18 protein-coding genes and 1 riboswitch are annotated in these 25627 nt (G+C 63.1%); of the genes, 9 read left to right on the forward strand and 9 right to left on the reverse strand.

The features are described 5' to 3' along the window. Positions 1-38 precede the first annotated feature (38 nt). The 7 genes from atzF to ACL2XP_RS07800 form a co-directional block, all read right to left on the reverse strand. Entirely contained in the window at positions 39-1856 is a 1818-nt protein-coding gene (atzF, locus tag ACL2XP_RS07770; RefSeq protein WP_413738107.1) for an allophanate hydrolase, read from the reverse strand. A 75-nt stretch (positions 1857-1931) separates the two neighbouring features. Further along, complete coding sequence (locus ACL2XP_RS07775; RefSeq protein ID WP_413738108.1) at positions 1932-5675, reverse strand: 5-oxoprolinase/urea amidolyase family protein; 3744 nt, start codon at positions 5673-5675, stop codon at positions 1932-1934. Positions 5676-5778: 103 nt separating this feature from the next. After that, on the reverse strand, positions 5779-6414 hold the full coding sequence (locus ACL2XP_RS07780) for an urea amidolyase associated protein UAAP2 (protein ID WP_413738109.1): 636 nt from the start codon (positions 6412-6414) through the stop codon (positions 5779-5781). Continuing rightward, positions 6411-7151, reverse strand: a complete 741-nt coding sequence (locus ACL2XP_RS07785) for an urea amidolyase associated protein UAAP1 (protein WP_413738110.1) — start codon at positions 7149-7151, stop codon at positions 6411-6413. The genes ACL2XP_RS07780 and ACL2XP_RS07785 overlap by 4 nt, the downstream gene beginning before the upstream one ends. Positions 7152-7178: 27 nt before the next feature. Beyond that, positions 7179-7958 (reverse strand): ABC transporter ATP-binding protein, encoded by a 780-nt coding sequence (locus ACL2XP_RS07790; protein ID WP_413738111.1) that lies wholly within the window; start codon positions 7956-7958, stop codon positions 7179-7181. A 10-nt stretch (positions 7959-7968) separates the two neighbouring features. Then, a complete protein-coding gene (locus ACL2XP_RS07795) occupies positions 7969-8781 on the reverse strand; it encodes an ABC transporter permease (protein WP_413738112.1) in 813 nt (270 codons plus the stop codon). 14 nt (positions 8782-8795) lie between these two features. Then, entirely contained in the window at positions 8796-9860 is a 1065-nt protein-coding gene (locus ACL2XP_RS07800; protein WP_413738113.1) for a putative urea ABC transporter substrate-binding protein, read from the reverse strand. A 69-nt stretch (positions 9861-9929) separates the two neighbouring features. Next, positions 9930-10046, reverse strand: a riboswitch (guanidine-I (ykkC/yxkD leader). Positions 10047-10403: 357 nt separating this feature from the next. On the opposite strand from ACL2XP_RS07800, the gene ACL2XP_RS07805 reads away from it, so the two are divergent. The 7 genes from ACL2XP_RS07805 (at position 10404) to kdpD (ending at position 20483) form a co-directional block, all read left to right on the forward strand. Next, positions 10404-11339 (forward strand): SDR family NAD(P)-dependent oxidoreductase, encoded by a 936-nt coding sequence (locus ACL2XP_RS07805; RefSeq protein WP_413738114.1) that lies wholly within the window; start codon positions 10404-10406, stop codon positions 11337-11339. A 32-nt stretch (positions 11340-11371) separates the two neighbouring features. Continuing rightward, complete coding sequence (locus tag ACL2XP_RS07810) at positions 11372-13165, forward strand: thiamine pyrophosphate-requiring protein (protein WP_413738115.1); 1794 nt, start codon at positions 11372-11374, stop codon at positions 13163-13165. A 204-nt stretch (positions 13166-13369) separates the two neighbouring features. Then, positions 13370-13453, forward strand: a complete 84-nt coding sequence (gene kdpF / locus ACL2XP_RS07815; protein WP_413739112.1) for a K(+)-transporting ATPase subunit F — start codon at positions 13370-13372, stop codon at positions 13451-13453. Next, positions 13453-15138, forward strand: coding sequence for a potassium-transporting ATPase subunit KdpA (gene kdpA / locus ACL2XP_RS07820; protein WP_413738117.1), 1686 nt, complete (start codon positions 13453-13455; stop codon positions 15136-15138). Before kdpF ends, kdpA begins: the two co-directional genes overlap by 1 nt. A gap of 18 nt (positions 15139-15156) precedes the next feature. Continuing rightward, a complete protein-coding gene (gene kdpB / locus ACL2XP_RS07825) occupies positions 15157-17205 on the forward strand; it encodes a potassium-transporting ATPase subunit KdpB (RefSeq protein ID WP_413738118.1) in 2049 nt (682 codons plus the stop codon). 11 nt (positions 17206-17216) lie between these two features. Further along, positions 17217-17792, forward strand: coding sequence for a potassium-transporting ATPase subunit KdpC (kdpC, locus tag ACL2XP_RS07830; protein WP_413738119.1), 576 nt, complete (start codon positions 17217-17219; stop codon positions 17790-17792). A 9-nt stretch (positions 17793-17801) separates the two neighbouring features. After that, the gene (gene kdpD, locus ACL2XP_RS07835) at positions 17802-20483 is read left to right on the forward strand and encodes a two-component system sensor histidine kinase KdpD (RefSeq protein ID WP_413738121.1); all 2682 of its coding nucleotides are present in this window, start codon (positions 17802-17804) and stop codon (positions 20481-20483) included. 21 nt (positions 20484-20504) lie between these two features. On the opposite strand, the gene ACL2XP_RS07840 is transcribed toward kdpD, so the two are convergent. Together ACL2XP_RS07840 and ACL2XP_RS07845 are read right to left on the reverse strand one after the other, a co-directional pair. Next, complete coding sequence (locus ACL2XP_RS07840; RefSeq protein WP_413738123.1) at positions 20505-22016, reverse strand: EAL domain-containing protein; 1512 nt, start codon at positions 22014-22016, stop codon at positions 20505-20507. A gap of 417 nt (positions 22017-22433) precedes the next feature. Next, positions 22434-23888, reverse strand: coding sequence for an MFS transporter (locus ACL2XP_RS07845; RefSeq protein ID WP_413739113.1), 1455 nt, complete (start codon positions 23886-23888; stop codon positions 22434-22436). 237 nt (positions 23889-24125) lie between these two features. On the opposite strand from ACL2XP_RS07845, the gene ACL2XP_RS07850 reads away from it, so the two are divergent. Then, entirely contained in the window at positions 24126-25079 is a 954-nt protein-coding gene (locus ACL2XP_RS07850) for a LysR family transcriptional regulator (protein WP_413738124.1), read from the forward strand. A gap of 171 nt (positions 25080-25250) precedes the next feature. Next, positions 25251-25553 (forward strand): anti-adapter protein IraP, encoded by a 303-nt coding sequence (iraP, locus tag ACL2XP_RS07855; RefSeq protein ID WP_413738125.1) that lies wholly within the window; start codon positions 25251-25253, stop codon positions 25551-25553. Positions 25554-25627 lie beyond the last annotated feature (74 nt).

A 25627-nucleotide genomic window follows, 5' to 3' on the forward strand; every position in this document is an offset into this window, starting at 1 on the left:
GGCGCCTTTGCCGGCCTTTTCGACCGGCAAAGGCGTGGTTATTCCCGGCTGGCCAGATAGGCCTTCCAACCGCCGAACTCGGTAATATCCCTGGCGCCTTTTAGCCCCAGCGGTTCGCAAATAAACCCTTTAACGCTGCGCCCGTCCGCTAATGTCAGGGTGCCGATGCCCAGCGGCGCCGGGATTTCGGCCACAAACTCGCCGAAGCGCGCCAACGGTATATCCCACAGTTCCACCGCGATACTGGCCCCGGATTCCGCCTTGACCAGGCCCGGCTTGGGCGGGCGGCTGTCCGCCAGGGCATAGAGGCGGTAGTGGGGAGCGGTGGCGGCCCGTTCCACCAGCACTCCCTGGCGCCCGGTCAACTGGAAATTAAGCGGCATGCCGGTCAGATGGGCGCCCACTACCGCCACCCGCACCTGGCCGGCCGGGGCGGGCGGCGTATCCGGCCCGGCGGACGGCGCCGGCAGCGGCAGGCCGGTGGCGCCCAGCGGCAGTTTCAGAGTCTGTTGCCAGCGCTGGCCAAAGCTTGCCAGCGCGTCGTCGTGCCAGGCCGGGGCCACCAGCGTAATGCCGGCGGGCAGCCCGTCGGCGCGCATACCCGCGGGCAGCGCCAGCGCGCATAAATCCGCCAGATTGGTAAAATTGGTATAAAAACCGAACTGCGAATTGTAGCGCACCGGTTCGCGTTTCATTTCCTCCAGGGTGCGGATGGTGGGGGAGGTGGGCACCACCAGTGCGTCGTAGCCCGCCAGGGCCCGGTTGATGGTCCGCGCCAGCTCCGCGCGCAGATACTCGGCCCGCCAGGCGTCGGCGGCGCTGAAGCGATTGCCGTTGCCCACGATTTCGCGCACCACCGGGTCCATCGCGTCGGCGCTTTGTTCCAGCATAGCGCCCACCGCCACGGTGCGCTCCGCCACCCAGGCGCTGGCGTAAAGCTGCTCGGCCAGTTGGCTGAACGGGGTGAAATCGATGGTTTCCAGTACGGCGCCGCAGGCGGTCAAGTCCGCCACCGCCTGCGCAAACGCCCGCTCGCTGTCCCGGTCGCCAAAAAATTCCAGGCGGTCCGGCAGCGCGAAACGCGGAGCGGCGGGCAGCGCCGCCGGCGCGGTATGGGGATTATGCCGGGAGTAGGCGTCCCCGGCATCGTACCCGCCGGTTATGGCCGCCACTTCCCGCGCATCCGCGACGGTCAGCGCTAAAATCGAGACGCAGTCATTCAGCCGGCAGGCGGGCACCACGCCGCGATTGGACAACCATCCTTTGGTGGGCTTGAGCCCGACGATATTATTAAATCCGGCCGGCACGCGCCCGGAGCCGGCGGTATCCGTGCCCAGGGCGAAAGGCACCAGGCCGCGGGCCACCACCGAGGCGGAGCCGGAGCTGGACCCGCCGCTGACATAGGCCGGATTAAAACTGTTCGGCACCGCGCCGTAAGGCGATCGCGTGCCCACCAGACCGGTGGCGAACTGATCGAGATTGGTTTTGCCGACCACGATGGCCCCCGCGGCCCGCAGCCGGGCCACCACATGGGCGTCCCGTTCGGCCTGGTAAATAAATCCCGGACAGGCCGCGCTGGTGGGCCAGCCGGCCACATCGATATTATCTTTGACGGCAAAAGGAATGCCGTACAGCGGCAGGGATGACGGGTCGCCGTCCAGGGCGGCCAGACGCCGGTCCAGGTCATCGAATTGCTCGGCGAGCCGATCCGCCGCGGGCAGATAAAGCCAGGCGGTATCCCGCGCGTCAAACCGCGCGACCAGCGCGCTCAGCGTTTCCCTGACCAGCCGCGGCGCGGCGCGCTCGCCATAAAAATCCCGCCATGCCTGTAGGGTACCGGTGGTAATAGTTTGCATAAATCGCATCCATAAAGGGCGGCTTCACCGGGGCAAAGCCGCGCATTGATTATTGAGCAGGCCTGGAACCCCGCGCTACGCCGGGTGCTCCTCAATGACCAGCAGCAGCTGGCCCGCCTGTACCTGATGTCCCGCCTGGCGGGACAGGCTGCGGATAGAGCCGGCCACCGGGGCGGATATCGGGATCTCCATTTTCATGGATTCCAGAATGCCCAGGGTTTGCCCCGCGCTGACCCGGTCTCCCGGTTGCACCAGCCATTGCCAGACATTGCCGGCCACCTGGCTGTCCACCCCGACGCAGCCCGCCGGCAGCAGCTCGGTCGCCGGCAGCGGCTCGTCCGGCAGCGCGCTGTCGAAGGTAAATTGTCCGTCGGCGCGCCAGCGGGCCAGTTCGGCGTCGAAGGCCCGCTGGCGCCGCCGCTGGAACCCGGCGATCTCCGCCTGCTTATCCAGCAGTAATTGCTGATAGTCCGCCAGCCGGAAGCTGCCCTCCTCGATGCGCAGCGGGCTCTGGCCGTAGGGAAAACGCTGGCGCAAATCCTGCAGCTCCGGCGCGCTCACCGGATAAAAGCGGATCTGATCGAAAAAGCGCAGCAGCCAGGGCCGGGTGAAATCCGCGGTCCGGCGATCGCGGTTCCACATTTGCACCGTGCGCCCGACAAACTGGTAGCCCCCCGGACCTTCCATGCCATACACGCACAAATAAGCGCCGCCGATGCCTACCGAGTTCTCCGCGGTCCAGGTGCGGGCCGGGTTGTATTTGGTGGTCACCAGGCGATGGCGCGGGTCCAGCGGCGTGGCCACCGGGGCGCCGAGATAGACATCCCCCAGCCCCATTACCAGATAGCGGGCGCTGAAGACGATATCCTTGACCTGCTCCACCGAATCCAGCCCATTGATACGGCGGATAAATTCGATATTGCTCGGGCACCAGGGCGCGCCGGGACGAACCGACTGGGTATATTTTTCGATGGCCAGGCGGCAGGCGTCGTCGTCCCAGCTCAGGGGCAGCCAGACGGTACGCGACGGCACCACCACGTGGCGTAAATCCCCGAGCTCCCGTTCGCCCTGCTGTAAGTGCGCGATCAGGTCATTGCGCGGGCAGGCCAGGCTATCGAAGTGAATTTGCAGCGAGCGGATACCCGGCGTCAGCTCTTGCACCCCGGGCAGGGCGTGCTGCTCCAGCCACTGCATCAGCGCGTGGGCGCGAAACCGCAGCGTAATATCCAGTACCTGCTCGCCGTATTCCACCAGAATAAAACGGTCCCCGGCGGCGCGGTAGGCGACCGGCGGCAGCTCATCGCGCGCCGCGCGTTGCCAGAGGATCGGCGCGTCGGGTTCGCCGGCGGCCGCGGTATTCACCCCGGGCGCGAGCGCATCGGCCGCGCCGGCGGCCGTATGCGCGGGCGATGGCGATGCGGCCTCCCCCGTGCCCAGGCCGGCCGGCCAAGGCGCCGGCGGCGTTTTTAATGCCTGAGCCTGGGGCGTCCATGGGTGGTCTGCGCCGGCTTCGGCTTCGGCCTCCCGGGCCAGGCGGTCGGCCTGGTCCAGCGACACCGGCACGAAACGCACCCGGTCGCCGGACTTCAACTGGCCCAGCCGCCATAGATCGGCATGGATAACGGTGGCCGGGCAGACAAAACCGCCCAGGGAGGGGCCGTCCGGGCCGAGGATCACCGGCATATCGCCGGTAAAATCCACCGTGCCGAACGCATAGGCGTTATCGTGGATATTGGATGGATGCATCCCCGCTTCGCCGCCGTCGCTGCGCGCCCACTGGGGTTTGGGACCGATCAGCCGGATACCGGTGCGGCTGGAGTTATAGTGCACCCGCCAGGTGGCGGCAAAAAAACGCTCGATATCCGCTCCGGTGAAAAATTCCGGCGCCCCGTGGGGGCCGTAAATCACCCGGAGCTGGCGCACGCCGTCCAGATCGGGGCGCAGATGCGCGGGCAGGACATTGCCGGTTGCCGCCGCCCGTCCCGCGCCGGGCGCCGCCAGATGCAGCACATCGCCGCTGCGCAGCGCCCGGCCCGCGTGTCCGCCGAAACGGCCCAGGGTAAAGGTGCTGCGGCTGCCGAGATACCCGGGGCAGCGCAGGCCCCCGGCCAGCAGCAAATAGCTGCGGCAGCCGTCGCCGCCGATAGCCCCCAGCGCCAGCACCTGCCCGCCGCGCGCCCGGATCGCCTGCCACATGGGCAGCGGCCGGCCGTCCAGCGTCGCATCGATGGGGGCGCCGGTAATCGCCAGCGCGCAGTCATGGTTTAGGCGCAGCGTCGGCCCGCGCAGGGTGATTTCCAGCCCGGCGGCGCGCTCGTCGTTGCCCAGCAGGCGGTTGCCCAGGCGGAACGAACGGCTGTCGAACGGGCCGGACGGCGGCACCCCCACGTGCCAGTAGCCGGCGCGGCCGGGAAAGTCCTGAATGCTGGTCAGGGTGCCGGGGGCGATAACATCCAGGGTGGCGGGCCGGTAGCGCACCGCGCCCAGGGTGGACGTCAGCACTTCGCCCCGGCGCAGCGCGGGCAATTCCAGCAGATGGCGCAAATAACCGAGATTGGTTTCGATGCCGTACAGCGTCGTGCCGGCCAGGACGGCGGCCAGCGCCCGCAGGGCCGCGGCGCGATCCGCGCCCCGCACTATTACTTTAGCCAGCATGGGGTCGTAATGGGGCGAAACGTCGCTGCCGCTCTCCACCCAGCGGTCGATGCGCAGTTCGGCGCCGTCCGCCGCGGCGGGAAAATCGACCTGGCTCAGCAGTCCGGCGCAGGGGCGGAATTCCTTGGCCGGGTCTTCGGCATACAGCCTGACCTGAATGGCGTGGCCGTTGGGCGCGCCCACCGCCAGGGAGGCCAGCGGCGGCAGGCTGTTAGCCCCCAGCTCCACCATCCAGCGCACCAGATCCACGCCGTAGACCATTTCGGTGACGCCGTGCTCCACCTGCAGGCGGGTATTCATCTCCAGGAAATAAAAGGCTTCGCTGTCCACATCGTAGACATATTCCACGGTGCCGGCGCTGCGGTAATCGGCCGCCTGGCCCAGGCGTATGGCGGTGGCGCGCAGCGCCCGGCGCACCCGTTCCGGCAAATGGGGCGCCGGGGTTTCCTCCAGCACCTTTTGGTTGCGGCGCTGCGCCGAACAGTCCCGTTCGCCCAGGGCAATCACGTTCCCCGCGCCGTCGCCAAAAATCTGCACCTCGATATGGCGCGCCGCCGCCACGAATTTTTCCAGAAATACCCCGTCGTCGGCGAAATTATTGCCCGCCAGCCGCCGGACCCGCTCAAAGGCGTCGCGCAGGGCGGCGGCATCGTCGCAGCGCTGCATGCCGATACCGCCGCCGCCGGCGGTGCTTTTAAGCATGACCGGGTAGCCGATGCGCTGCGCGGCGCCCAGGGCCTGGGGCAGATCCGCTAATAATCCGCTGCCCGGCAATAACGGAATCTCCTGCCGTTCGGCCAGTTCCCTGGCCCGGTGCTTCAGGCCGAAAATCCGCATTTGCTCCGCGGTGGGGCCGAGGAAAACCCGGTTTTGCTGGCCGCAGCGGGTAACGAATTCCGCGTTTTCGCTGAGAAAACCATAACCGGGATGCACCGCCTGCGCCCCGCAGCGCGCGGCAATCGCCAGCAGTTTATCCTGGCAGAGATATGTCTCGCGCACGCTGCCGTCGCCCAGGCTATGGGCCTCGTCCGCCAGCCGCACGTGCAGCGAATGCCGGTCCGCTTCGGCATATACCGCCACCGCCCGGATACCCATGGCGCGCAGCGTGCGGATAATGCGCACCGCAATGGCGCCGCGATTGGCAATCAGGATGCAATCGAACATGCTTAACTCTCTTTTAATGTCCGGCAGGTCGTCCTGCGATTATCCATGGCGCGGTTGCCGGCGGGACGTCCCGCGGCGCGCCTTGATCGGGTGCCGGACCCGCCTACCACAGGCTCACCTCGATGGGGGTGGGGTTATAGCCGTTGCACGGGTTGTTGAGCTGCGGGCAATTGGAGATTAGCACCAGCACGTTCATCAGCGCCTCCAGCTCCACGTATTTACCCGGCGCCGAAATGCCGTCGGCAAACGTCAGTCCGCCGTCGGCGGTCACCGGCACATTCATGAAAAAATTAATATTGTGGGTAATGTCGCGCTTGGTCAGGCCGTATTCGGGATGTTCGGCCACCGCCAGCATCCAGCTGTCGCGGCAGGCATGCATATGGCGCTTTTCCAGCGAATAGCGCACGGTGTTGCTTTCGGTGGCGCATGCGCCGCCCAGGGTATCGTGGCGTCCGCAGGTATCGGCCACGATGGCCAGCATCGGCCGGTCCTCGTTGGATCGCAGCACGCTGCCGGTGCTCAGGAACAGATTATGCTGGCCGCGCACCGTATCCATCATGCTGTAGCGTTCGGCGGTATCGTCGGCGTTAAAAAACAGGGTATCCGCCGCCTGATTGCCTTCGCAATCGGTAATGCGCAGCGTCCGGCCCGCCTCCAGGCGATACAGCCAATAATCGCCGGCATTGATCCGCTGCCGGTAGGTCGCGTCCTGTTGACGCAGGGAACTGGTGACGATCATGATGGGACTCCTGTACGAACGGGTGCGCCGAAATAATAGAGGGCATTATTGGCCATGCCGCGCTGGTTCTCCTCGCGCGCCAGACAGGCGGGGGGCAGCGGCGCGCTGCCGGCCGGCAGGGCGATCTCCACCGGGGCGCGGGGATAATCCCGCGCCGCGCCGAGCGGGTGGGGGCAGGTATGCAGGATCACCAGCGTATCCATGGCAAAACGCAGCGTTACCGCCGCGCCGGGTATTGACGCCGGCGCCAGCCGCAGGTTGCCGTCGTCGTCGGCGCCGACCCGGGAAAACAGATTCAGGCAGGCGGCCATATCCCGCTTGCCCAGCCCATACTTGGCCAGCTCCACCAGGAAACTGTCATAGCCGTTTTGGTGACGCTCATTGCGCGCCTGCTGGTAATCCGCCGCGCCAAAACGCGCCAGGGTGGATGCGGCGTTCATGGCGCCGCATACCGTGTCGTGCCAGCCGAAATCATCCCGTTCGATACCGCAGAAAATGCGGCCCATATCCGAATACAGGCAGTGGCCGGCGGTCAGGCGGAACGTATGCTGGCATTTAAGGGTATCGGGCGCGTTATAGCGCTCCAGCAGGTTTTCCGGGTTATAAAACAGCATACCCACGTTGGCGCCCCCCTGCAGATCCGTCAGGCGCAGGGCTGCTCCGCGGCGCACGCGCAGCGACCAGTGCGCGCCGGCCGGTAAAACCGTGCGGTATTCGGTGATGATATTCTCTGTCATGATGTCTCCTTTATCGCTAAAGCCGGTTCAGGCCACGTGCCGCGGCGGATAAACGCTGGCGCCGACCTGCTGTTCCAGTCCGGCCGGCGCGCGGTCCAGCCGGATGTCGTAGGTGATGCTGGCGCCCCAGGCGTCCGGCGCCTGGGCGTCGTGGCGTACTTTGTCGAACACCCACAGCCGGGAGCCGAGGGAAAATCCCTCGCGCAAATCGTGGGTAATCATAAAAATCGTCAGCCGGTGCCGTTGCCACAGATCGGTAATCAATTGGTGCATTTCGCGGCGGATGCCGGGGTCCAGCGCGCCGAACGGCTCGTCGAGCAGCAGGATGCGCGGTTTTTTGGTCAGCGCCTGCGCCAAGGCCAGGCGCTGCTGCATGCCGCCGGAAAGCTGGTGCGGGTATTTATCGGCGGCATGTTCCAGCCCCACCTGTTGCAACATGGCCCGCGCCTCGACGGCAATGGCGCGGCGCCGGGCGCCCCAGGTCCGCCCCAGCCAGCGGGCCTGGCTGAACTCGCCGCCGAGCATGACGTTTTCCAGCGCGCTCAGATGGGGGAACACGGAGTAACGCTGAAACACCACCCCGCGATCTTCCCCCGGCTCCTGCGGGATGGGGCGGCCATCGAGCAACAGCTCGCCGCGGCTGGGCGGTTCGATACCCAGCATCATATTCAGGAAGGTGGTTTTGCCGCAGCCGGAAGCGCCGACGATGGAGATAAATTCCCCTTCCTCCACTTCGGCGTTCATCCGCTCCAGCACGACCTGCCGGCCGTAATGTTTTTCCAGCCGGCGCAGGCTTAACAGGCTCATGGGCAGCTCCTTATTTAACGTGATACCAGGGCCAGCAGCGCCGGCTGACGATACGCAGCACGGCGTCCAGGGCGAAGGCCAGCAGCGTGATCCAGGCCACGTAGGGTAAAATGACGTCCATGGCCAGATACCGGCGCATCAGGAAAATGCGGTAGCCCAGCCCCTCGGTGGAGGCGATCGCTTCGGCGGCGATCAGGAACAGCCAGGCGGAGCCCAGCGATAAGCGCACCGCCTCCAGCAGCCTGGGCAATAACTGCGGCAGGATCACCCGCCAGAGGATCTGCGCGCTGTGGGCGCTCAGCGTCTGCGCCTTGATCAGCTGTTCGGGCGGAATGCTTGCCACCCGCTGCTGTAAATCCCGGGCGATAAACGGCGTGACGCCGATAACGATCAGCATGACTTTGGATAACTCCCCCAGGCCGAAGCAGATAAACAGGATCGGCAGGATCGCCAGCGGGGGAATCAGCGCCGCCAGCATCACCAGCGGCGACAGCACCGCCCTGACCAGCGGCAGGGCGCCGCAGAACAATCCGAACACCAGGCCCGCCAGCGCGCTGATGGCCATGCCCGACAGCAGGCGGGTCAGACTGGCCAGGGTATCGGACCACAGCAGATATTCGCCGGTGCGCGGGTCGGGTTGCAGCGCCATGCGATAGAGCGCATCGCCCATGCTGTTAAAGCCCGGCAGCAGTTTATCGACGGCATTGGCCGTCAGGCGGGCATCCGACGCGATCAGGTAGACCAGCAGCAGTAGCAGCAGCGGCAGAACCCCCAACAGGCCCCGGGAGAGCCGCTGTGGTTGATAGTTGATCAGCTTGCGCATCGGAAGGCTCCTGTTTATAGCTGGCCGGCGGCGGCCAGCTTCACGAACGTATCGGTGAAGCGCAGCTTGGTATTGGCGGCGTTGCCCCATACTCCGGCCGGCGCGCTGATGCCGACCACGTCGGCGCCCGGCGCCCCGTTGCCCAGCAGGCCGTGCTTAAATGAGAACTCCGCCACCGATTGCATGGTGGCGAGCAGGTTTTTGCCCTGGACGAATTCCAGCGCCTGCTGCGGGTCCTTAAACAAAAAGGTGGCCGCCAACTGCTGGTCGAAGCCCGCCAGATCCGTGCCCGACGCCTGGCCCATCATGGTCCTGGCCGCGATGGCGGCGGCGCCGTCGCCGCTGATGGCGCCCAGGGTTTCATACCAGGCGCCGGTCAGGGCTTTGCCCAGTTCCGGATGCGCCTTGAGCTGGTCGCTGTTCACCACCAGCAGGTCGAGGATTTCGCCGGGGATTTGGGCGGAAGAGAAGATTTCATGGCTGTCGGGCTGTTGTTTGGCCGCCGCCAGCAGCGGGTTCCAGGTGACGATGGCTTTGACTTCGGGGGTGCTGAAGGCCGCCACCAGATCGGCGTCGGCGGTGTTGACCACTTTGATATCTTTTTCGCTCATGCCGTTTTTCGCCAGCGCCCGGGCCAGCAGGTAATGGGACACGGACAGTTCCACCAGGTTGACCGGCTGGCCTTGCAGCGAGCGGATATTCCCCTGGCCCTTGAGCAGGATGCCGTCATTGCCGTTGGAGTAATCCCCGACGATAAGCGCGGTGCTATCGACGCCGCCGGCGGCGGGAATGGTCAGCGCATCCATATTGGTCATGGTGCAGCCGGCGAAGCCCCCGGCGGTATATTGGTTAACGGATTCAATGTAATCGTTGACCTGGACGAACTGGATATCGATACCGTATTTATCCGCCCATTTTTTTACGATGCCGGTTTGCTGGGCGTAGTCCCAGGGCATCCAACCGGCGTAAATGGACCAGCAGATCTTAAAGGAGGGTTTGTCGGCGGCCGATACGGCCTGGCTGAACAGCATGGCGAGGCACAAAGCCCCGGCGAGCAGCGGTTTGAATACGGTCATCATTTCTACCTCTGGCGTTGACTACGGCGAATGGGCACAGGAGGTCAGCGGCAAGAATGGCTTCTCGCTTTGGCCTCCCGGGCTTTTATCCCGCCGTGTAACCGCCAGAGGGTGTTAACCGTCAGTGGTGGTCGGTCACTCTCGGACCAGCCATTCGCCAAGCGAACCGGAACCCTAGTGACCTGTTATAAATTGTATGGCGACACCGGTTTTCCGCTATCGCTCCTGCACTTGTATACAAGCAAAATGCCTGCCAGGTTATGCCCTTTCGATGCATTGCGGGCTGCATTCGAAAAAAAACCTTTTAAATTAATTGCTTATAATGCCGCAAAAATGCATCTCCCGCTCCTGGACCGCCGCTGAGTCCCCACGGCCGGATAACCAAACCGGCCGCCATGATGCACCGCCGTGGGGACCTGCACCGGGATAAGGCAAGCCGGCGCCGCTTTGACGCCCCGGCAACCGGCTTCCATACTCAATGGATAACCACATGAGCGGCGCTTATGTATCCATGGCGGCCGTCTCCCAAACCACAGGATAAATATTATGCCAAACCAACGGGAAAGCGTGGCCGGCGCCACCATTGTGATCACCGGCGCGTCCAGCGGCATGGGCCGGGGGGCCGCCCTTAAGCTGGCCGGGCAGGGCGCCAACGTGGTGCTGGCGGCGCGGCGCGGGGAGGAGCTGGATAGATTGGCGGCTGAAATCCTGGCCGCCGGCGGCAGCGCCCTGGCGGTGGCGGCGAATGTCAGCAACGCCGCCGATGTGGCGCGCCTGGCGGACCGCGCCGTGGAACGCTTCGGGCGCATCGATATCTGGATCAATGGCGTCGGGGTCGGCGCGCTCGGTTTTTTCTGGACCATTCCCATTGAGGATCATGCGCGGGTGATCGACGTCAACCTCAAGGGCCTGATTTTCGGCGCCCACGAGGCGCTGCGCCGCTTTACCGCCCAAGGGGCCGGCACGCTGGTGAATATCGGGTCCATCGACAGCGAGGTGCCCCTGGCCTACCAGTCTTCCTACGCGGCGTCCAAGGCCGCCGTGCTCAGCCTGGGCCGCACGCTGAACGAGGAGCTGCGCCTGGCGGGCCATCATAAGGATATCAAGGTGGCCACGATTATGCCGTGGGCGGTGGATACGCCCTGGTGGACCCATGCGGCGAACTATACCGGCCATGCGCCGCGCATGGCGCAAATGGACGATCCCGCGCTGGTGGTGGAGGCGATCGTTAACGCCTGCCTGGACCCCGCTGAAGAAATGCCGGTGGGGTGGAAAGCCCATGCTTCGAACATTTCCCACCATCTTTTCCCGGACCTGACCGAGCGCCTGTCGGCGGATATCGCCGAGCGCGAGGTTAACAAAGCCGGGCCGCTGGCCCCCACCGCCGGGGCGATTTACCAGCCGATGGCGCAGACCGCGACCATCGGCGGCGGCATCCGGGAGCGCATGGCCCGTGAAGATGCCGCCAGACGCGGTAAATAGGACCTTAACCCTCAGCGAAATCAAGGATAAAAATGACCAAGTTAACCAGCGATTTTTTTGTTGAACGCCTGCAGGCGTGGGGCGTGACCCGGATTTACGGCTATCCCGGCGACGGTATCAACGGCGTGCTCGGCGCGCTGCAGCGGGCGGAAAAACAGGGTAACGGCATCGAATTTATCCAGGTACGCCATGAAGAAATGGCCGCGTTCATGGCCTGCGCCCACGCCAAATTCACCGGCGAGCTCGGGGTTTGCCTGTCTACCGGCGGACCGGGCGCCACCCACCTGCTGACCGGTTTATATGATGCCAAAATGGATCATGCGCCGGTGCTGGCGATCGCCGGCCAGGCCGAGGTCACCGCGCGGGGCAGCAACTATCAGCAGGAACTGAATCTCGATCGCATTTTTGCCGATGTCAGCGATTTTGTGCAGGAAGCGGCCTCGCCGGCCCAGTTGCGTCATCTCGTCGACCGCGGGTTGCGCATCGCCCAGGCGCAACGCGGCGTTACGGTGCTGATTCTGCCCAAGGACGTGCAGGACGAACCCTGGCAGGAACCGCAGCAGGCGCACGGTTTTACCCGCTCCGGCCCGGGCTACCAGCGTCCCCGCGTCGTGCCTTATCCGGCGGATTTGCAGCGGGCGGCGGACGTGCTGAACGCCGGTAAAAAAGTCGCCATCCTGATAGGCGCCGGCGCGCGCGGCGCCGCCGTCGAAGTCGTGCAGGCCGCCAACCTGCTGGGGGCGGGGGTGGCCAAGGCGCTGCTCGGCAAGGATGTGCTGCCGGACGACGCGCCGTTCGTCACCGGCGCGATCGGGCTGCTCGGCACCAAGCCGTCATCGGATATGATGCGGCAGTGCGATACGCTGCTGATGATCGGCACCGGTTTCCCCTGGGCGGAATTCCTGCCCGAAGACGGCCAGGCGCGGGCGGTGCAGATCGATCTGGACGCGTCGATGCTGGGGCTGCGTTATCCGGCGGAGGTGAACCTGCACGGCGACGCGGCCGAAACGCTGCGCGCGTTGCTGCCGCTGCTGGCCCATAAAGAGGATCGCGCCTGGCAGGAAGAGATAGCGCTGGGCGTCAAGGGGTGGTGGCAAACCCTGGAAGAGCGGGCCATGGCCGCGGCCAACCCCGTCAACCCGCAGCGCGTGGTCTGGGAGATGTCGCCGCTGTTGCCCGAAAATGCCATCGTCACGTCCGATTCCGGTTCCTGCGCCAACTGGTTTGCCCGGGATTATCGGGTCAAACAGGGGCAGCGGGCCTCGTTGTCCGGCGGGCTGGCCTGCATGGGCGCGGCGGTGCCCTACGCCATCGCGGCGAAATTCGCCAGGCCGGATAGTCCGGTGGTGGCGCTGGTGGGGGACGGGGCGATGCAAATGAACAATATGGCCGAGCTTATCACCATCCAGAAATATTGGCGGCAGTGGGCCGATCCCCGCCTGGTGATCTGCGTATTCAACAATGAGGATTTAAACCAGGTCACCTGGGAGCAGCGGGTCATGGAGGGCAACCCCCGCTATCCGGCCACGCAGTCGGTGCCCAATGTCGGGTACGCGCAGTTTGCGCAATCCCTGGGCCTCGCCGGCATTTATGTGGACGACCCGGCGGCGCTGCGCGGGGCCTGGGTGGATGCGCTGGCCGCCGACCGGCCGGTGGTGCTGGAAGTGAAAACCGACCCCGAGGTGGCGCCGCTGCCGCCGCATATTACCTGGCAGCAGGCCAAGGCGTTTATGTCGTCGATGGCCAAAGGCGATCGCGGCGCCGGGCAGGTGATAGCCGATACGGCGCATCAACTGCTCAATATCCTGCCCGGTAAAAAATCCTGACCCGCGGGGCGCCGGCGTTATGTCCGGCGCCCGCAAGCCGTTAGGGCACACCCCCGGCGCTAAAACAACGCTTCGCCGCACAGCGCGGAATAAATGGATTTTTATATTATTTTTATATCGCGCCCCGCTAATTTTACACTTACTTTTCAACCATAAATTTACACTCATGCTCACTTGATTCCCCAATGGAGGTGCCCCGTGAGCATGGCTATTATTTCCGGCATCGTGCTGGTGTTTTTACTGCTGGGCTATTTGATTTACGCCCTGATAAGGGCGGAGGAATTCTGATGGCTTCCAGCGCATTTTTATTAATCGCCGGTTATATGGCGGTGTTGTTGCTGCTTGCCCGGCCCCTGGGCCGCGGTCTGGCCGGATTAATCAATGACCGCCCGGCCCCCGGGTTCGCCGGGATGGAGCGCGTCCTGTGGCGTATTTGCGGCGTCAAAAAAGCGGGCATGAACTGGCAAAATTATTTGCTGGCCATTTTGTTATTCAATGGGCTCGGTCTTATCGTGCTGTTAGCGATGTTATTGTTTCAGGACCGCTTGCCGTTAAATCCGCAACATCTGCCCGGCCTGTCCTGGCATTTGGCGCTCAATACCGCCATTAGCTTCGTATCCAATACCAACTGGCAGTCTTACGCCGGCGAAAGCACCATAAGTTATTTTAACCAGATGGCGGGACTCGCCGTGCAAAACTTCCTGTCCGCCGCCACCGGTATCGCCGTGGCTTTCGCCTTGATCCGCGGCTTCGCCAATCGGTCGGTGGCCACGCTGGGCAATGCGTGGCGGGATATGACGCGCATTACGCTGTATGTGCTGTTGCCGCTTGCGCTGATTATCGCGCTGATAAGCATCAGCCAGGGGACGTTGCAGAATTTCAGCGACTATCTCTCGCTCAGCACCCTGGAAGGGGCCAGGCAGACGCTGCCCATGGGGCCGGTCGCCTCGCAGGAAGCCATCAAAATGCTGGGCACCAACGGCGGCGGATTCTTTAACGCCAACTCCGCCCACCCGTTCGAAAACCCCAACGCCATTACCAACTTTATCCAGATGATCGCCATTTTCCTGATCCCGGCCGCGCTGTGCTTCGCGTTTGGCGATGTCAACCGCGACCGCCGCCAGGGGCATGCGCTGCTGTGGGCCATGTCGGCGATGTTTATCGCGGCGGCGGCGGTGGTGATGTGGGCCGAGCTGAACGGCAATCCGCATTTCCTGAGCCTCGGGGCCGACAGCGCCATCAACATGGAAGGCAAGGAGACCCGTTTCGGCATCCTGAACTCCAGTTTGTACGCGGTCATTACCACGGCGGCGTCCTGCGGTGCGGTGAATGCCATGCACGACTCCTTCACCGCCCTGGGCGGCATGATCCCGATGTGGCTGATGCAACTGGGGGAAGTGGTGTTCGGCGGGGTCGGGTCGGGCCTGTACGGCATGCTGCTGTTTGTACTGTTGGCGGTGTTTATCGCCGGCTTGATGATTGGCCGCACGCCGGAATACCTGGGTAAAAAAATCGATGTCTGGGAAATGAAAATGACCGCGTTGGCCATTTTAATCACCCCGTCCCTGGTGCTGCTCGGCACCGCGCTGGCGATGATGACCGACGCGGGCCGAGCCGGCATGGCCAATCCCGGCACCCACGGCTTTAGCGAAGTGCTGTATGCCGTCTCTTCCGCCGCCAATAACAACGGCAGCGCGTTCGCCGGGCTGAGCGCCAATACGCCGTTCTGGAACCTGCTGCTGGGGGCCGCCATGCTGCTGGGCCGTTTTGCGGTGATCGTGCCGGTATTGGCCATCGCCGGTTCCCTGGCGGTGAAAAAGGTTCAGCCGGTGGGCAACGGCACGCTGCCTACCCACGGCGTGCTGTTTATTTCACTGTTGATCGGCACCGTGATGCTGGTCGGCGCATTAACCTTTATCCCCGCCCTGGCACTTGGCCCGATCGCGGAACATCTGCAACTGCTTGGTCAGTAATCGCCGGAGAATGAAGTCATGAGTCGTAATCAAAAGGTGCTGTTCGACGCGGCAATGATGCGCGTCGCTCTCGCCGATGCCTTTAAGAAGTTGGACCCCCGGGTGCAGTTTCGCAATCCGGTCATGTTTGTGGTGTATATCGGCAGCATGGTCACCACCTTGCTGTCAATGGCCATGGCCGCGCGCCTGACCGCCGGCGACGCCGGTTTCTCGGCGGCCATTTCCCTGTGGCTGTGGTTTACCGTCTTGTTCGCCAATTTTGCCGAAGCGCTGGCGGAAGGGCGCAGCAAGGCCCAGGCGGAAAGCCTCAAAGGGGTGCGAAAAAGCAGCTGGGCGAAAAAGCTCGCCGAACCGCGCCATGATGCCCCCCAGCAAAAAGTGGCCGCGGATTCCCTGCGCAAAGGCGACGTGGTCCTGGCGCAGGCGGGGGATATTATCCCCTGCGACGGCGAAGTGCTGGCCGGGGGCGCATCGGTGGATGAAAGCGCCATCACCGGCGAATCCGCCCCGGTGATCCGCGAAGCGGGGGGGGACTTCGCTTCCGTGACCGGCGGGACACGCATTTTGTCGGACTGGCTGGTGATCCAGTGCAGCGTCAACCCGGGCGAAACCTTTCTCGATCGCATGATTGCCATGGTGGAAGGCGCCAAACGGCGTAAAACCCCCAACGAAATCGCCCTGACCATTTTACTGGTGGCGCTGTCGATTGTGCTGCTGCTGGCCACCGCCACCCTGTGGCCGTTTTCCGCCTGGGGCGGCGAACCGGTGAGCATTACGGTGCTGGTGGCGCTGGTGGTCTGCCTGATCCCCACCACGATCGGCGGCCTGCTGTCGGCCATCGGCATGGCGGGCATGAGCCGCATGCTGGGGGCCAATGTCATTGCCACCAGCGGACGCGCCGTCGAAGCCGCCGGCGATATCGACGTGCTGTTGCTGGATAAAACCGGCACCATTACGCTGGGCAATCGCCAGGCCACGCGGTTTATGCCGGCCCGGGGCGTGAGCGAGGAACAGCTGGCGGGGGCCGCCCAGTTGGCTTCGCTGGCGGATGAAACCCCCGAAGGCCGCAGCATCGTGGTGCTGGCCAAGCAAAAATTCAATTTGCGCGAGCGCGATCTGCAAAGCCTCGATGCGACCTTTATTCCGTTCTCGGCGCAAACCCGCATGAGCGGCGTGAACGTCGGCGAGCGCTTGATCCGCAAAGGGGCGGTCGATTCCATACGCCGCCATATCGAATCCAACGGCGGCAGCTTCCCGCCGGAGGTGAACAGCCTGGTGGAAGACGTGGCGCGCGCCGGCGGCACGCCGCTGGTGGTGGCGGAAGACGCGCGGGTCATGGGCGTCGTGGCGCTCAAGGATATCGTCAAGGGCGGGATTAAAGAGCGCTTTGCCGAACTGCGCCGGATGGGCATCAAAACGGTAATGATTACCGGGGATAACCCGCTGACCGCCGCGGCCATCGCCGCCGAGGCCGGGGTGGATGACTTTCTGTCCGAAGCCACGCCGGAAGCCAAGCTGGCGCTGATACGGCAGTACCAGGCCGAAGGACGCCTGGTGGCGATGACCGGCGACGGCACCAACGATGCCCCGGCCCTGGCGCAGGCGGACGTGGCGGTGGCCATGAACTCGGGCACCCAGGCGGCGAAAGAAGCCGGCAATATGGTGGATTTGGATTCCAACCCCACTAAATTGCTGGAAGTGGTGCATATCGGCAAACAGATGCTGATGACCCGCGGTTCGCTGACCACCTTCAGTATCGCCAACGACGTGGCCAAATACTTTGCGATTATTCCCGCGGCGTTTGCCGTGACCTACCCGCAGCTGAACCGGCTTAACGTCATGCATTTGCACTCGCCGAATTCGGCGATTTTGTCCGCGGTCATCTTTAATGCCCTGGTCATCGTCTGCCTGATCCCGCTGGCGCTTAAAGGCGTGAGCTATCGGCCGATGAGCGCCGCCGCGCTGCTGCGCCGCAACTTATGGATATACGGCGCGGGGGGATTATTGGTCCCGTTCGCCGGTATCAAATTGATTGATATGCTATTGACCGTCGCGGGTCTGGCCTAAGAGGGGTTGTCATGAGTCAATTACGTCCTGCCGTGTTCTTGCTGATTTTGCTGACCTTGCTTACCGGCGTGGTTTATCCTTTATTAACCACCCAGCTCGCCCGCTGGTGGTTCCCCGCCCAGGCGGAAGGGTCGCTGCTTTATATCGGCGGCGAACCCCGGGGGTCGGCGCTGGTTGGCCAGGCTTTTACCCGGGCGGACTATTTCCAGGGCCGCCCGTCGGCCACCGGCGATAGTCCCTATAACGCCCTGGCGTCATCGGGCAGCAACCTGGCGGCCAGCAACCCGGCCCTGGATCAGGCGGTAAAACAGCGGGTCGCCGCGCTCAAAGCCGCCAATCCCCAGGCCATCGGGCCGGTGCCGGTGGATTTGGCCACCGCCTCCGCCAGCGGGCTGGACCCGGATATTTCCCCCGCCGCCGCCCGCTGGCAGGAGCCGCGCATCTCGGCGGCCCGTCATCTGCCCCCCGAACTGGTACGTCGCCTGATCGCGGAAAATACGGCCCGGCCGCGGCTGGCTATCCTCGGCGAACCGACGGTGAATGTCCTGAAGCTGAACGCGGCGCTGGATAATATCCAGCAACCTTAAGGAGCCGGCATGAACGAAGAGCAGCATCGCCCCGATCCCGATGCGTTGTTAATCCGGGCCGGTAATGCCGCCCGCGGTAAGCTGAAGATTTATTTCGGCGCCTGCGCCGGGGTGGGCAAGACCTGGGCGATGTTGCAGGAAGCCCGCCGGCTGCGCGCCCAGGGCCTGGATGTGCTGGTGGGCGTGGTGGAGACCCACGGCCGGGCCGAGACCGCGGCGCAATTGGAGGGGCTGGCGCTGCTGCCGCGCCGCCCCACCGGCCGGCATAAGCACCAGGAGTTTGATTTGGACGCCGCCCTGGCCCGCCGGCCGGCGGTGATCCTGATGGATGAACTGGCGCACACCAATGCGCGCGGCTCCCGCCATCCCAAACGCTGGCAGGATGTGGAAGAGTTGCTTAACAGCGGCATCGATGTCATTACCACGATTAATGTTCAGCATCTGGAGAGCCTCAATGACGTGGTGAGCGGCGTAACCGGGATCAGGGTGCGGGAAACCGTGCCCGATCCGTTTTTTGATTCCGCCGACGAAGTGGTGCTGGTGGACCTGCCCCCCGACGATTTACGCCAGCGGCTCAAAGAGGGCAAAGTGTATATCGGCGATCGCGCCGAGCGGGCGATCGAAAATTTCTTCCGCAAGGGCAATTTATATGCCCTGCGCGAGCTGGCGCTGCGGCGCACCGCCGATCGGGTGGACGACCAGATGCGCGCCTGGCGCGACGTGCAGGGGCGGGAAAAAGTCTGGCACACCCGCGACGCCATCTTGCTGTGCATCGGCAATAATACCGGCAGCGAAAAGCTGGTGCGTACCGCCGCCCGGCTGGCCGCCAAGCTTGGCAGCGTCTGGCACGCGGTTTACGTGGAAACCCCGGCCCTGCACCGCCTGGCGGAAAACCGCCGCCGCACTATCCTGCGCACCCTGCGCCTGGCGCAGGATTTGGGCGCGCAAACCGCCACCTTGTCCGATCCCAGTGAAGTGGACGCGGTATTGCGCTATGCGCGCGAGCATAATCTGGGCAAAATCGTCATCGGCCGGCGGCCGGCGCGCCTGTGGCGGCGCGACGGCTTTGCCGAGCGGCTGGGACGCCGCGGGCTGGATCTGGATTTGATTATCGTGGCCCTCGACGACCGCGTGGATGCCGCCCCCGGCCCGCTGCCGGATCATCGCCCGGCCAGCGATAAATGGCGCGTGCAGCTGCGCGGCTGCGCGGCGGCAATCATATTGTGCGGGCTGATCACCCTGGGCGGCAAATGGTTGCTGCCGGGGGTGGATGCCGTCAATCTGGTGATGATCTATTTGCTGGGCGTGGCCATGGTGGCCCTGAAATATGGGCGCTGGCCGTCGGTGCTGGCGACGTTGCTCAATGTCGCCGTGTTCGATATGGTTTTTATTTCCCCCACCGGCACCATGGCGGTATCGGACGTACAGTACCTGCTCACCTTCGGCGTGATGCTGGCGGTGGGGGTGATTATCGGTAACCTGACCGCGGGGGTGCGTTATCAGGCGCGGGTGGCGCGCTATCGGGAGCAGCGGGCCAGGCATTTGTACGAAATGTCGCGGGCGCTCAGCAGCGCGCGGGGCATGGATGACATCGCCGAAACCTGCCAGCGGATTATCGATGTGACCCTGCAGGCGCGCAGCGAACTGCTGTTGCCGCAGCCGGACGGCGAACTGGCGGCGGCGGGTGGGCCGCACCTGACCTCCGCTCCCGATCGCGCCATCGCCCGCTGGAGCTTTGATCGCGGGCTGCCGGCGGGGGCCGGCACCGATACGCTGCCGGGGGTGCCCTGGCAGATCCTGCCGCTGAAAACCTCCGGCGGCACCCTGGGGCTGCTGGTCATCGAGCCGGCCAATCTGCGCCAGTTGATGATCCCCGAACAGCAGCGCATGGTGGAGACGTTTACGGTGCTGCTGGCCAGCGCCCTGGAGCGCATGGAACTGACCCGGCGCGAAGAGCGGGCCAGGCTGTCCGCCGAGCGCGAAGAGCTGCGTAATTCGCTGCTGGCGGCCCTGTCCCACGATTTGCGTACGCCGCTGACGGTATTATTCGGCCTGGCGGAAATCTTGACGCTGGATCTGGCGGCGGAAGGATCGAAATATGCCCCGCAGGCCAGCCGGATACGCCAGCAAACCCTCAGCACCATCCGCCTGGTAAATAATATGCTGGATATGGCCCGCATCCAGTCGGGCGGTTTTAACCTGCGCGCGGAGTGGATCACGCTGGAAGAGGCGATCGGCAGCGCGATAAAACTGATGGCGCCGCTGCTCGACGGCCGCCAGGTGCGGCTTGAACTGGCCGAACCCCTGCGGTTAATCAAGGCTGACGGCCCGCTGCTGGAGCGCGTGTTCACCAATTTGCTGGAAAACGCCCTGAAGTATGCCGGCGAACACGCCCAACTGGGCATCCGGGCCGCGCCGCGCCAGGACCGGCTGGAGATCGAGGTCTGGGACAACGGCCCCGGCATTCCCCCCGGGCAGGAACAGGGCATTTTTGAAAAATTCACCCGCGGCTCCAAGGAATCCGCGGTACCGGGCGTGGGGCTGGGGCTGGCAATCTGCAAAGCCATTATCGAAATGCACCAGGGGCGTATTCGCGCGGCGAACCGCCCGCAGGGGGGCGCCTGCTTTTACATCACGCTGCCGCTGGCGCCCCCGCCGGCGTTGCCCGACTTTCAGGGCGAGGAACAATAAAGGCGCCGCCCGGACAAGGGCTTACATGCGGCAGGCCGGCCGGATATGCGGCATTTTTTCCGCCAGTTCATCAACGCGCAGGGGGTATGAATAATACCATCCTTGCCCGATGGCGTCCGGGCAGTGGGCGGCGACGTACTCCGCCTGACCGGCGGTCTCAATGCCTTCTACGATAATGGCGAGCTGCAGGAATTGGATTAAATCAAACAGCAAATCCACCATTTTGGCATTTATCGAGTCCGTACCAATGGCATTGGTGAATATTTTATCAATTTTAATGGCGTCGACGGTGAGACTGGAAAGATAATCCAGATTGGAATAGCCGGTGCCAAAGTCATCAAGGGCGATTTTGAATCCTTTGTTCCGCAGCGTGCCGATCGCTTTGGCCAACCCGCCGTGCTCGCTGGTGGATCGTTCGGTTATTTCCAGCATCACCTGTCGCGGGTCCAGGTTTAATTTTCGTATTTCGTTATCGAGAAAGTCATGATAAGCCGCGGACAGCAAATCCGATACCGAGACATTGATGCTGACATAAAACTCGCTGTCCGCCTGCATAAAACAATACATATCCCGTAATGCCTGGCGGGTAATCTGCCGGGTAATCAGGCCGATAATTCCCATATCTTCGGCCATCTTGATGAAGATTTCCGGAGAGACATATTCGCCCCGATGGTTTTTCCAGCGCGCCAGGGCTTCCACGGCGGTGAATTTGCCGCGCCGCAGGCACATCAACGGCTGGTAACGCACCTCGATTTGCTTTCTTTTGACCGCTTTGAACAGCTGGCGGTTCAGGCTGCGGTATTTTTCGATGGCCAGCAATAGCGCCGCGCAGGCGGACCCGCCGATCGCCATACTGATAAAGAGCAGGCCGGCCAGAATAGCCGGTGGGGCCTGAAAAATACTAGGCACTTGTAATTGTGAATAGGCGCAGATATCGGACCGGTCATCGCATTCGTATTCAAAATGCGCCGTAGCCCACCAGGGATGCTCCCGCCGACCGGGGTTCGCGCGAATAACGTCGCTATAACCGAAGGATTGGTAAATGGATTGCAAATTGCGCGCGGCCAGCAGGCCGCTGTATCCCTGGGACGACTTGTAAAAATAGCTGAAGGCCAGGGGATCGGTCACCACCAGCGTTTGCCCCTGCATGATGCGATTGGCGGTAATCCGCGTATCGGGCGGGGGTAATCGGCTGGAAACATCGATGGCGCCCCGCGCCGCGGAACATATGGATTTACCGTTCAGGACCCGGCCGATATCGGCGATATACGCCGCCCTGACCAGCAAGAAGCGCAACTGGTTAAGATCCGCATCGGAACAAAGCGGCGTGCCGGGGGACCGTACCGCCTCCAGAATATAACGCTGTTCTTCGGCCACCGCCATGCCCCGGACCAGAAGGGCATGGGTATAATGGCGCAATTGTTGCCGGCCCGTTTTGGCGATATACAGCTGGCCGAGCAACAGGCCGATCAGCATGCCGGCACAGCAGGCCAACAGCACGACGCCGCTGAAAAAGCGCAACCTTTTACCCATGGTATGCCGGCCTCTTTGCAAAAATTATCTGGGGTTGACGCCAACCAGCGCCGAGGCCAAAAACGGAGGCCGGACCCGACGTTTCCTAAGGGTTAATATACGTTAACCGCCGGGACTTTGGCGAAAAGAATTTGCAAAAACCGCTGAAATATCAGCATATCAGCCAATTATTATTAATGCCGGCCGCCGTTTTACCCGGGCCAAGTGATATCAGTAAGAGATAAACACCGGGAGACTGATGCATATACATTTCGCTACCGTGGGGCCAATCGCCTTGCCCCCGACGTGCGCCGCTGCGCGGCGGGCATCTGCACTCCGCTGGCCGAGGCGGAAAGCCTGGCGCATGGCACCGCGGCCTCCGCGTCGGTGGGGTAGGATGTTTCCACGGCGCCGGCGGCGATTAAAATTTATAAAAAATCACCGCCGCGTATTCCGCGCGCTGGTCGCCTGGCGTAAGCGGCTACAGCTGACGGCGATGGCCACTATCGTGGCGGCCGTCGCCGCCCAAAGACTTAATCGAACGGCCTGCGCCTCCTGCGCCGCGCTCTTCAGGGGGTCGCCGTCGGACAACCCATAGGCCGACAGGATGGCCCCGACCAACGCCGCGCCCAGGCACTGGCCGAAAGTGCGCATTATCGCCAGCACGCCCGACGCGTAGCCGCTGTTCTCTCGTGAAGCATTGGACAATATTTCGCGATTATTGGGGCTCTGGAAACAACCAAACCCGATGCCGCACAATAAACCGCGCACGCCGATATCCCACTCCTGCGCGCGAGGGGGCAGTTGCGCCAGCAGCGCGAGCCCGACCGCGAACAGGCATAACCCGACGGTGGAAATTATCGCCGGCGAATAGCGGTCGGCGAGCCGTCCGGCGCGGGGGGCGGCCAGGACAATGCCTATCGGCCAGGGCGTAAAAAGCAGCGCCGACATAAACGCGCTGTAACCATAAACGCTCTGGAACAGGAACGGCAATGCGACGAAAGTAATACCCTGGCTGACAAAAGACGCCAAAGAGGTTAACGCGGCAAGTGAAAACCGCGCGCAAGCGAACATGCCGAGCGGAAGAAGCGGCTTCGGCGCGCGCCGCTGCCGCCGGATGAACGCCAGGCCCGCGATGACGGCGGTCAGCCCGTAAGCCACGGCCGTAGCCAGCATAGCCGGTGACAGTTTCCCCGCGCCGGGCCGGGAAAAGGTGTCCGCCGCCATAATAAGCGCTCCCAGCATGGCGGCGGACAAAATGGCTCCCGCGAAATCGAACGGTTCGCGCGCCGCCGCCCGTTGACCGGAAATGACACGCAGGGTAAGCATCACCGCGATGATGCCCAACGGAATATTGATGGCAAATAGCCAGCGCCAGCTCATGGCCGACAACAGCGTACCGCCAAAAATGGGGGCAATGGCGGTGCATGCGGCAATCAGCAAGGCATTCAGCCCCAGTATCCGCCCCAGCAAGCGGTTGGGGAAAACCGATCGGAGAATGGCCGGGGCAATGCTCAGGGTCGCCGCGCCGCCAATGCCCTGTAGTAGGCGCATGACAATCAGCATCCCGAGCGACGTTGACAACGCGCAGCCCAGCGACGCCAGAACGAACACGGCGAGGCCGAGGGTAAATAGCGCCCGAAACCCGATCCGGGCGGCGAGCGCCGCAAATATCGCCAGCGTCATGGCTGCCGACAAAAGATAGCCGTTGGCAACCCAGACGGCGGCGCCTGCGGAAACGTCCAGCGCCCGCGCTATCTGCGGCAAAGCGATATTTACCATGGAACCGTCGAATACGGCCATCGTCGTGGTGGTCATCACGGCGGTCATGGCTAAACGGCGTGCACGGCCGGGCAGTCCCTCGTCGCCCGGCTGGTCGGAGAATAATGCCATACCGTGGTTCACCACGGGACGACTCGGCGTGGAAGGCGTGTGCATTAATCATTTCCTCTGAGTTTGAACTGCCGGAAGAAGATGTCGTCCGGATCGATGCCGTCTCGGGCGGTTATTGCCGGCACTGTAATGCCGGAACTATAGCCATGGGGGACATAAGGCGGAAGACGCAGCATTTGCACTTATAACCTGCACCTAACGCCTTCCCACCTTTTCCAGGCCGGGATACAATGGGATATGACTGAACCAGACCTCAATTTACTGATCGCGCTCGATGTGCTGCTTACCGAGGAAAGCGTGGCCGGCGCCGCGCGCCGCCTTGGATTAAGCGCCTCGGCGATGAGCCGAACGCTCGGCCGCCTGCGCGCGGCCACCGGCGACCCTCTGCTGGTCAGGGCAGGGCGCCATATGGTGTTGACGCCTCATGCCCAAGCGATCCGCGAACGCGCGCAAAATGCGGTATTCGAGGCTCGCGCCGTACTTACCCCTTCTTCGGCGGTACTGGATTTATCAACGCTTGAGCGCACCTTTACCATTCGCGCCAACGATGGTTTTGTGGAGGCGTTCGGCGCTGCGCTGATCGCGGCGGCGGCGGCGGCGGCGCCTTTAGTCCGCCTGCGGTTTGCGCCAAAGCCGGAGAAGAACTCGAAACCCTTGCGCGAAGGCATGGCGGATCTGGAGATCGGCGTCTTGGGGGATATGGGGCCGGAAATACGGTTACAGACGCTGTTCCGGGACCGGTTCGTCGGTATAGTCAGAAAGGACCATCCGCTTGCGCTGGAACCTGAAATTACCGCCAGGCTATATGCCTCCTGCGGGCATGTGATCGCGTCCCGCCGCGGACGGCTAAGCGGGCCGGTAGACGACGCGTTGGCTGAATTAGGCTTGGAACGGAAGATCGCCGCCGTGGTGCCGAGCTTTCCCGCCGCGCTGGCCGTGGCGCAGGCGTCGGATCTCGTGGCGCTGGTGCCCCGCTCTTTCCTGGTCAATCAGCCGGTGGCTAATGGCAATGGGGCCATTGGCGCTTTTTATGTTTTTGCACTGCCGGTAACCACCCAAGGCATTACCGTATCGCAGATGTGGCATCCGCGTTCAGAGGTCGATCCGGCCCATCGCTGGCTTCGGCAATTAATGCTCGGCGTCTGCCGTCAACGGCTGCCGGAAATAAACGGCGGCTGCCCGCTCCCGTGACGCCGTTAAACCGCAACCATGAGCGAATTATGCGGGCCGATTAAAATGTCAGCGGGCGCGGATTGCGGATGTGACGTCATGCCGGCTATGGCGATATTAAGATTAATGCCATATGTTCTTTTAAATATTCTGTGTTAGCTTGGCTACAGGCGTTTTTTCATTGGAAAACTCATGAAAAACTTAGTCATAGAACTTCTGTTAAAACTTGCCAAAGTTGATGCCAAAACAAAAGAACTCGTCGCCCAGGTCGATGCGCAAGCGCTGATGCTAGCCGCCATGGTATTAACGCTGGATAATCGGGGCGACGCCTATTTGTCCAGTAATATCCAAAAAGCGATTTGTTCCGCGGCCGCGGCATCGGCCGAGATATTCCAATCCGATGCGGACCTATTATTAAGGCACTTTCTGCGATTAATGACCATAGCGCAGTTTGTCGAGGTCAACGATCCGACCCAAACCGATATAGCCGGTTAAATTAAAGTGCAATCGCCATATAGCCGGTCCGGTGTAATAAGAGCGTAATATAGGCGTAATAAATAGCACAGTGC

The organism is Sodalis sp. RH21, assembly GCF_047324175.1.
In the GTDB taxonomy this organism is placed as follows: domain Bacteria; phylum Pseudomonadota; class Gammaproteobacteria; order Enterobacterales; family Enterobacteriaceae; genus Acerihabitans.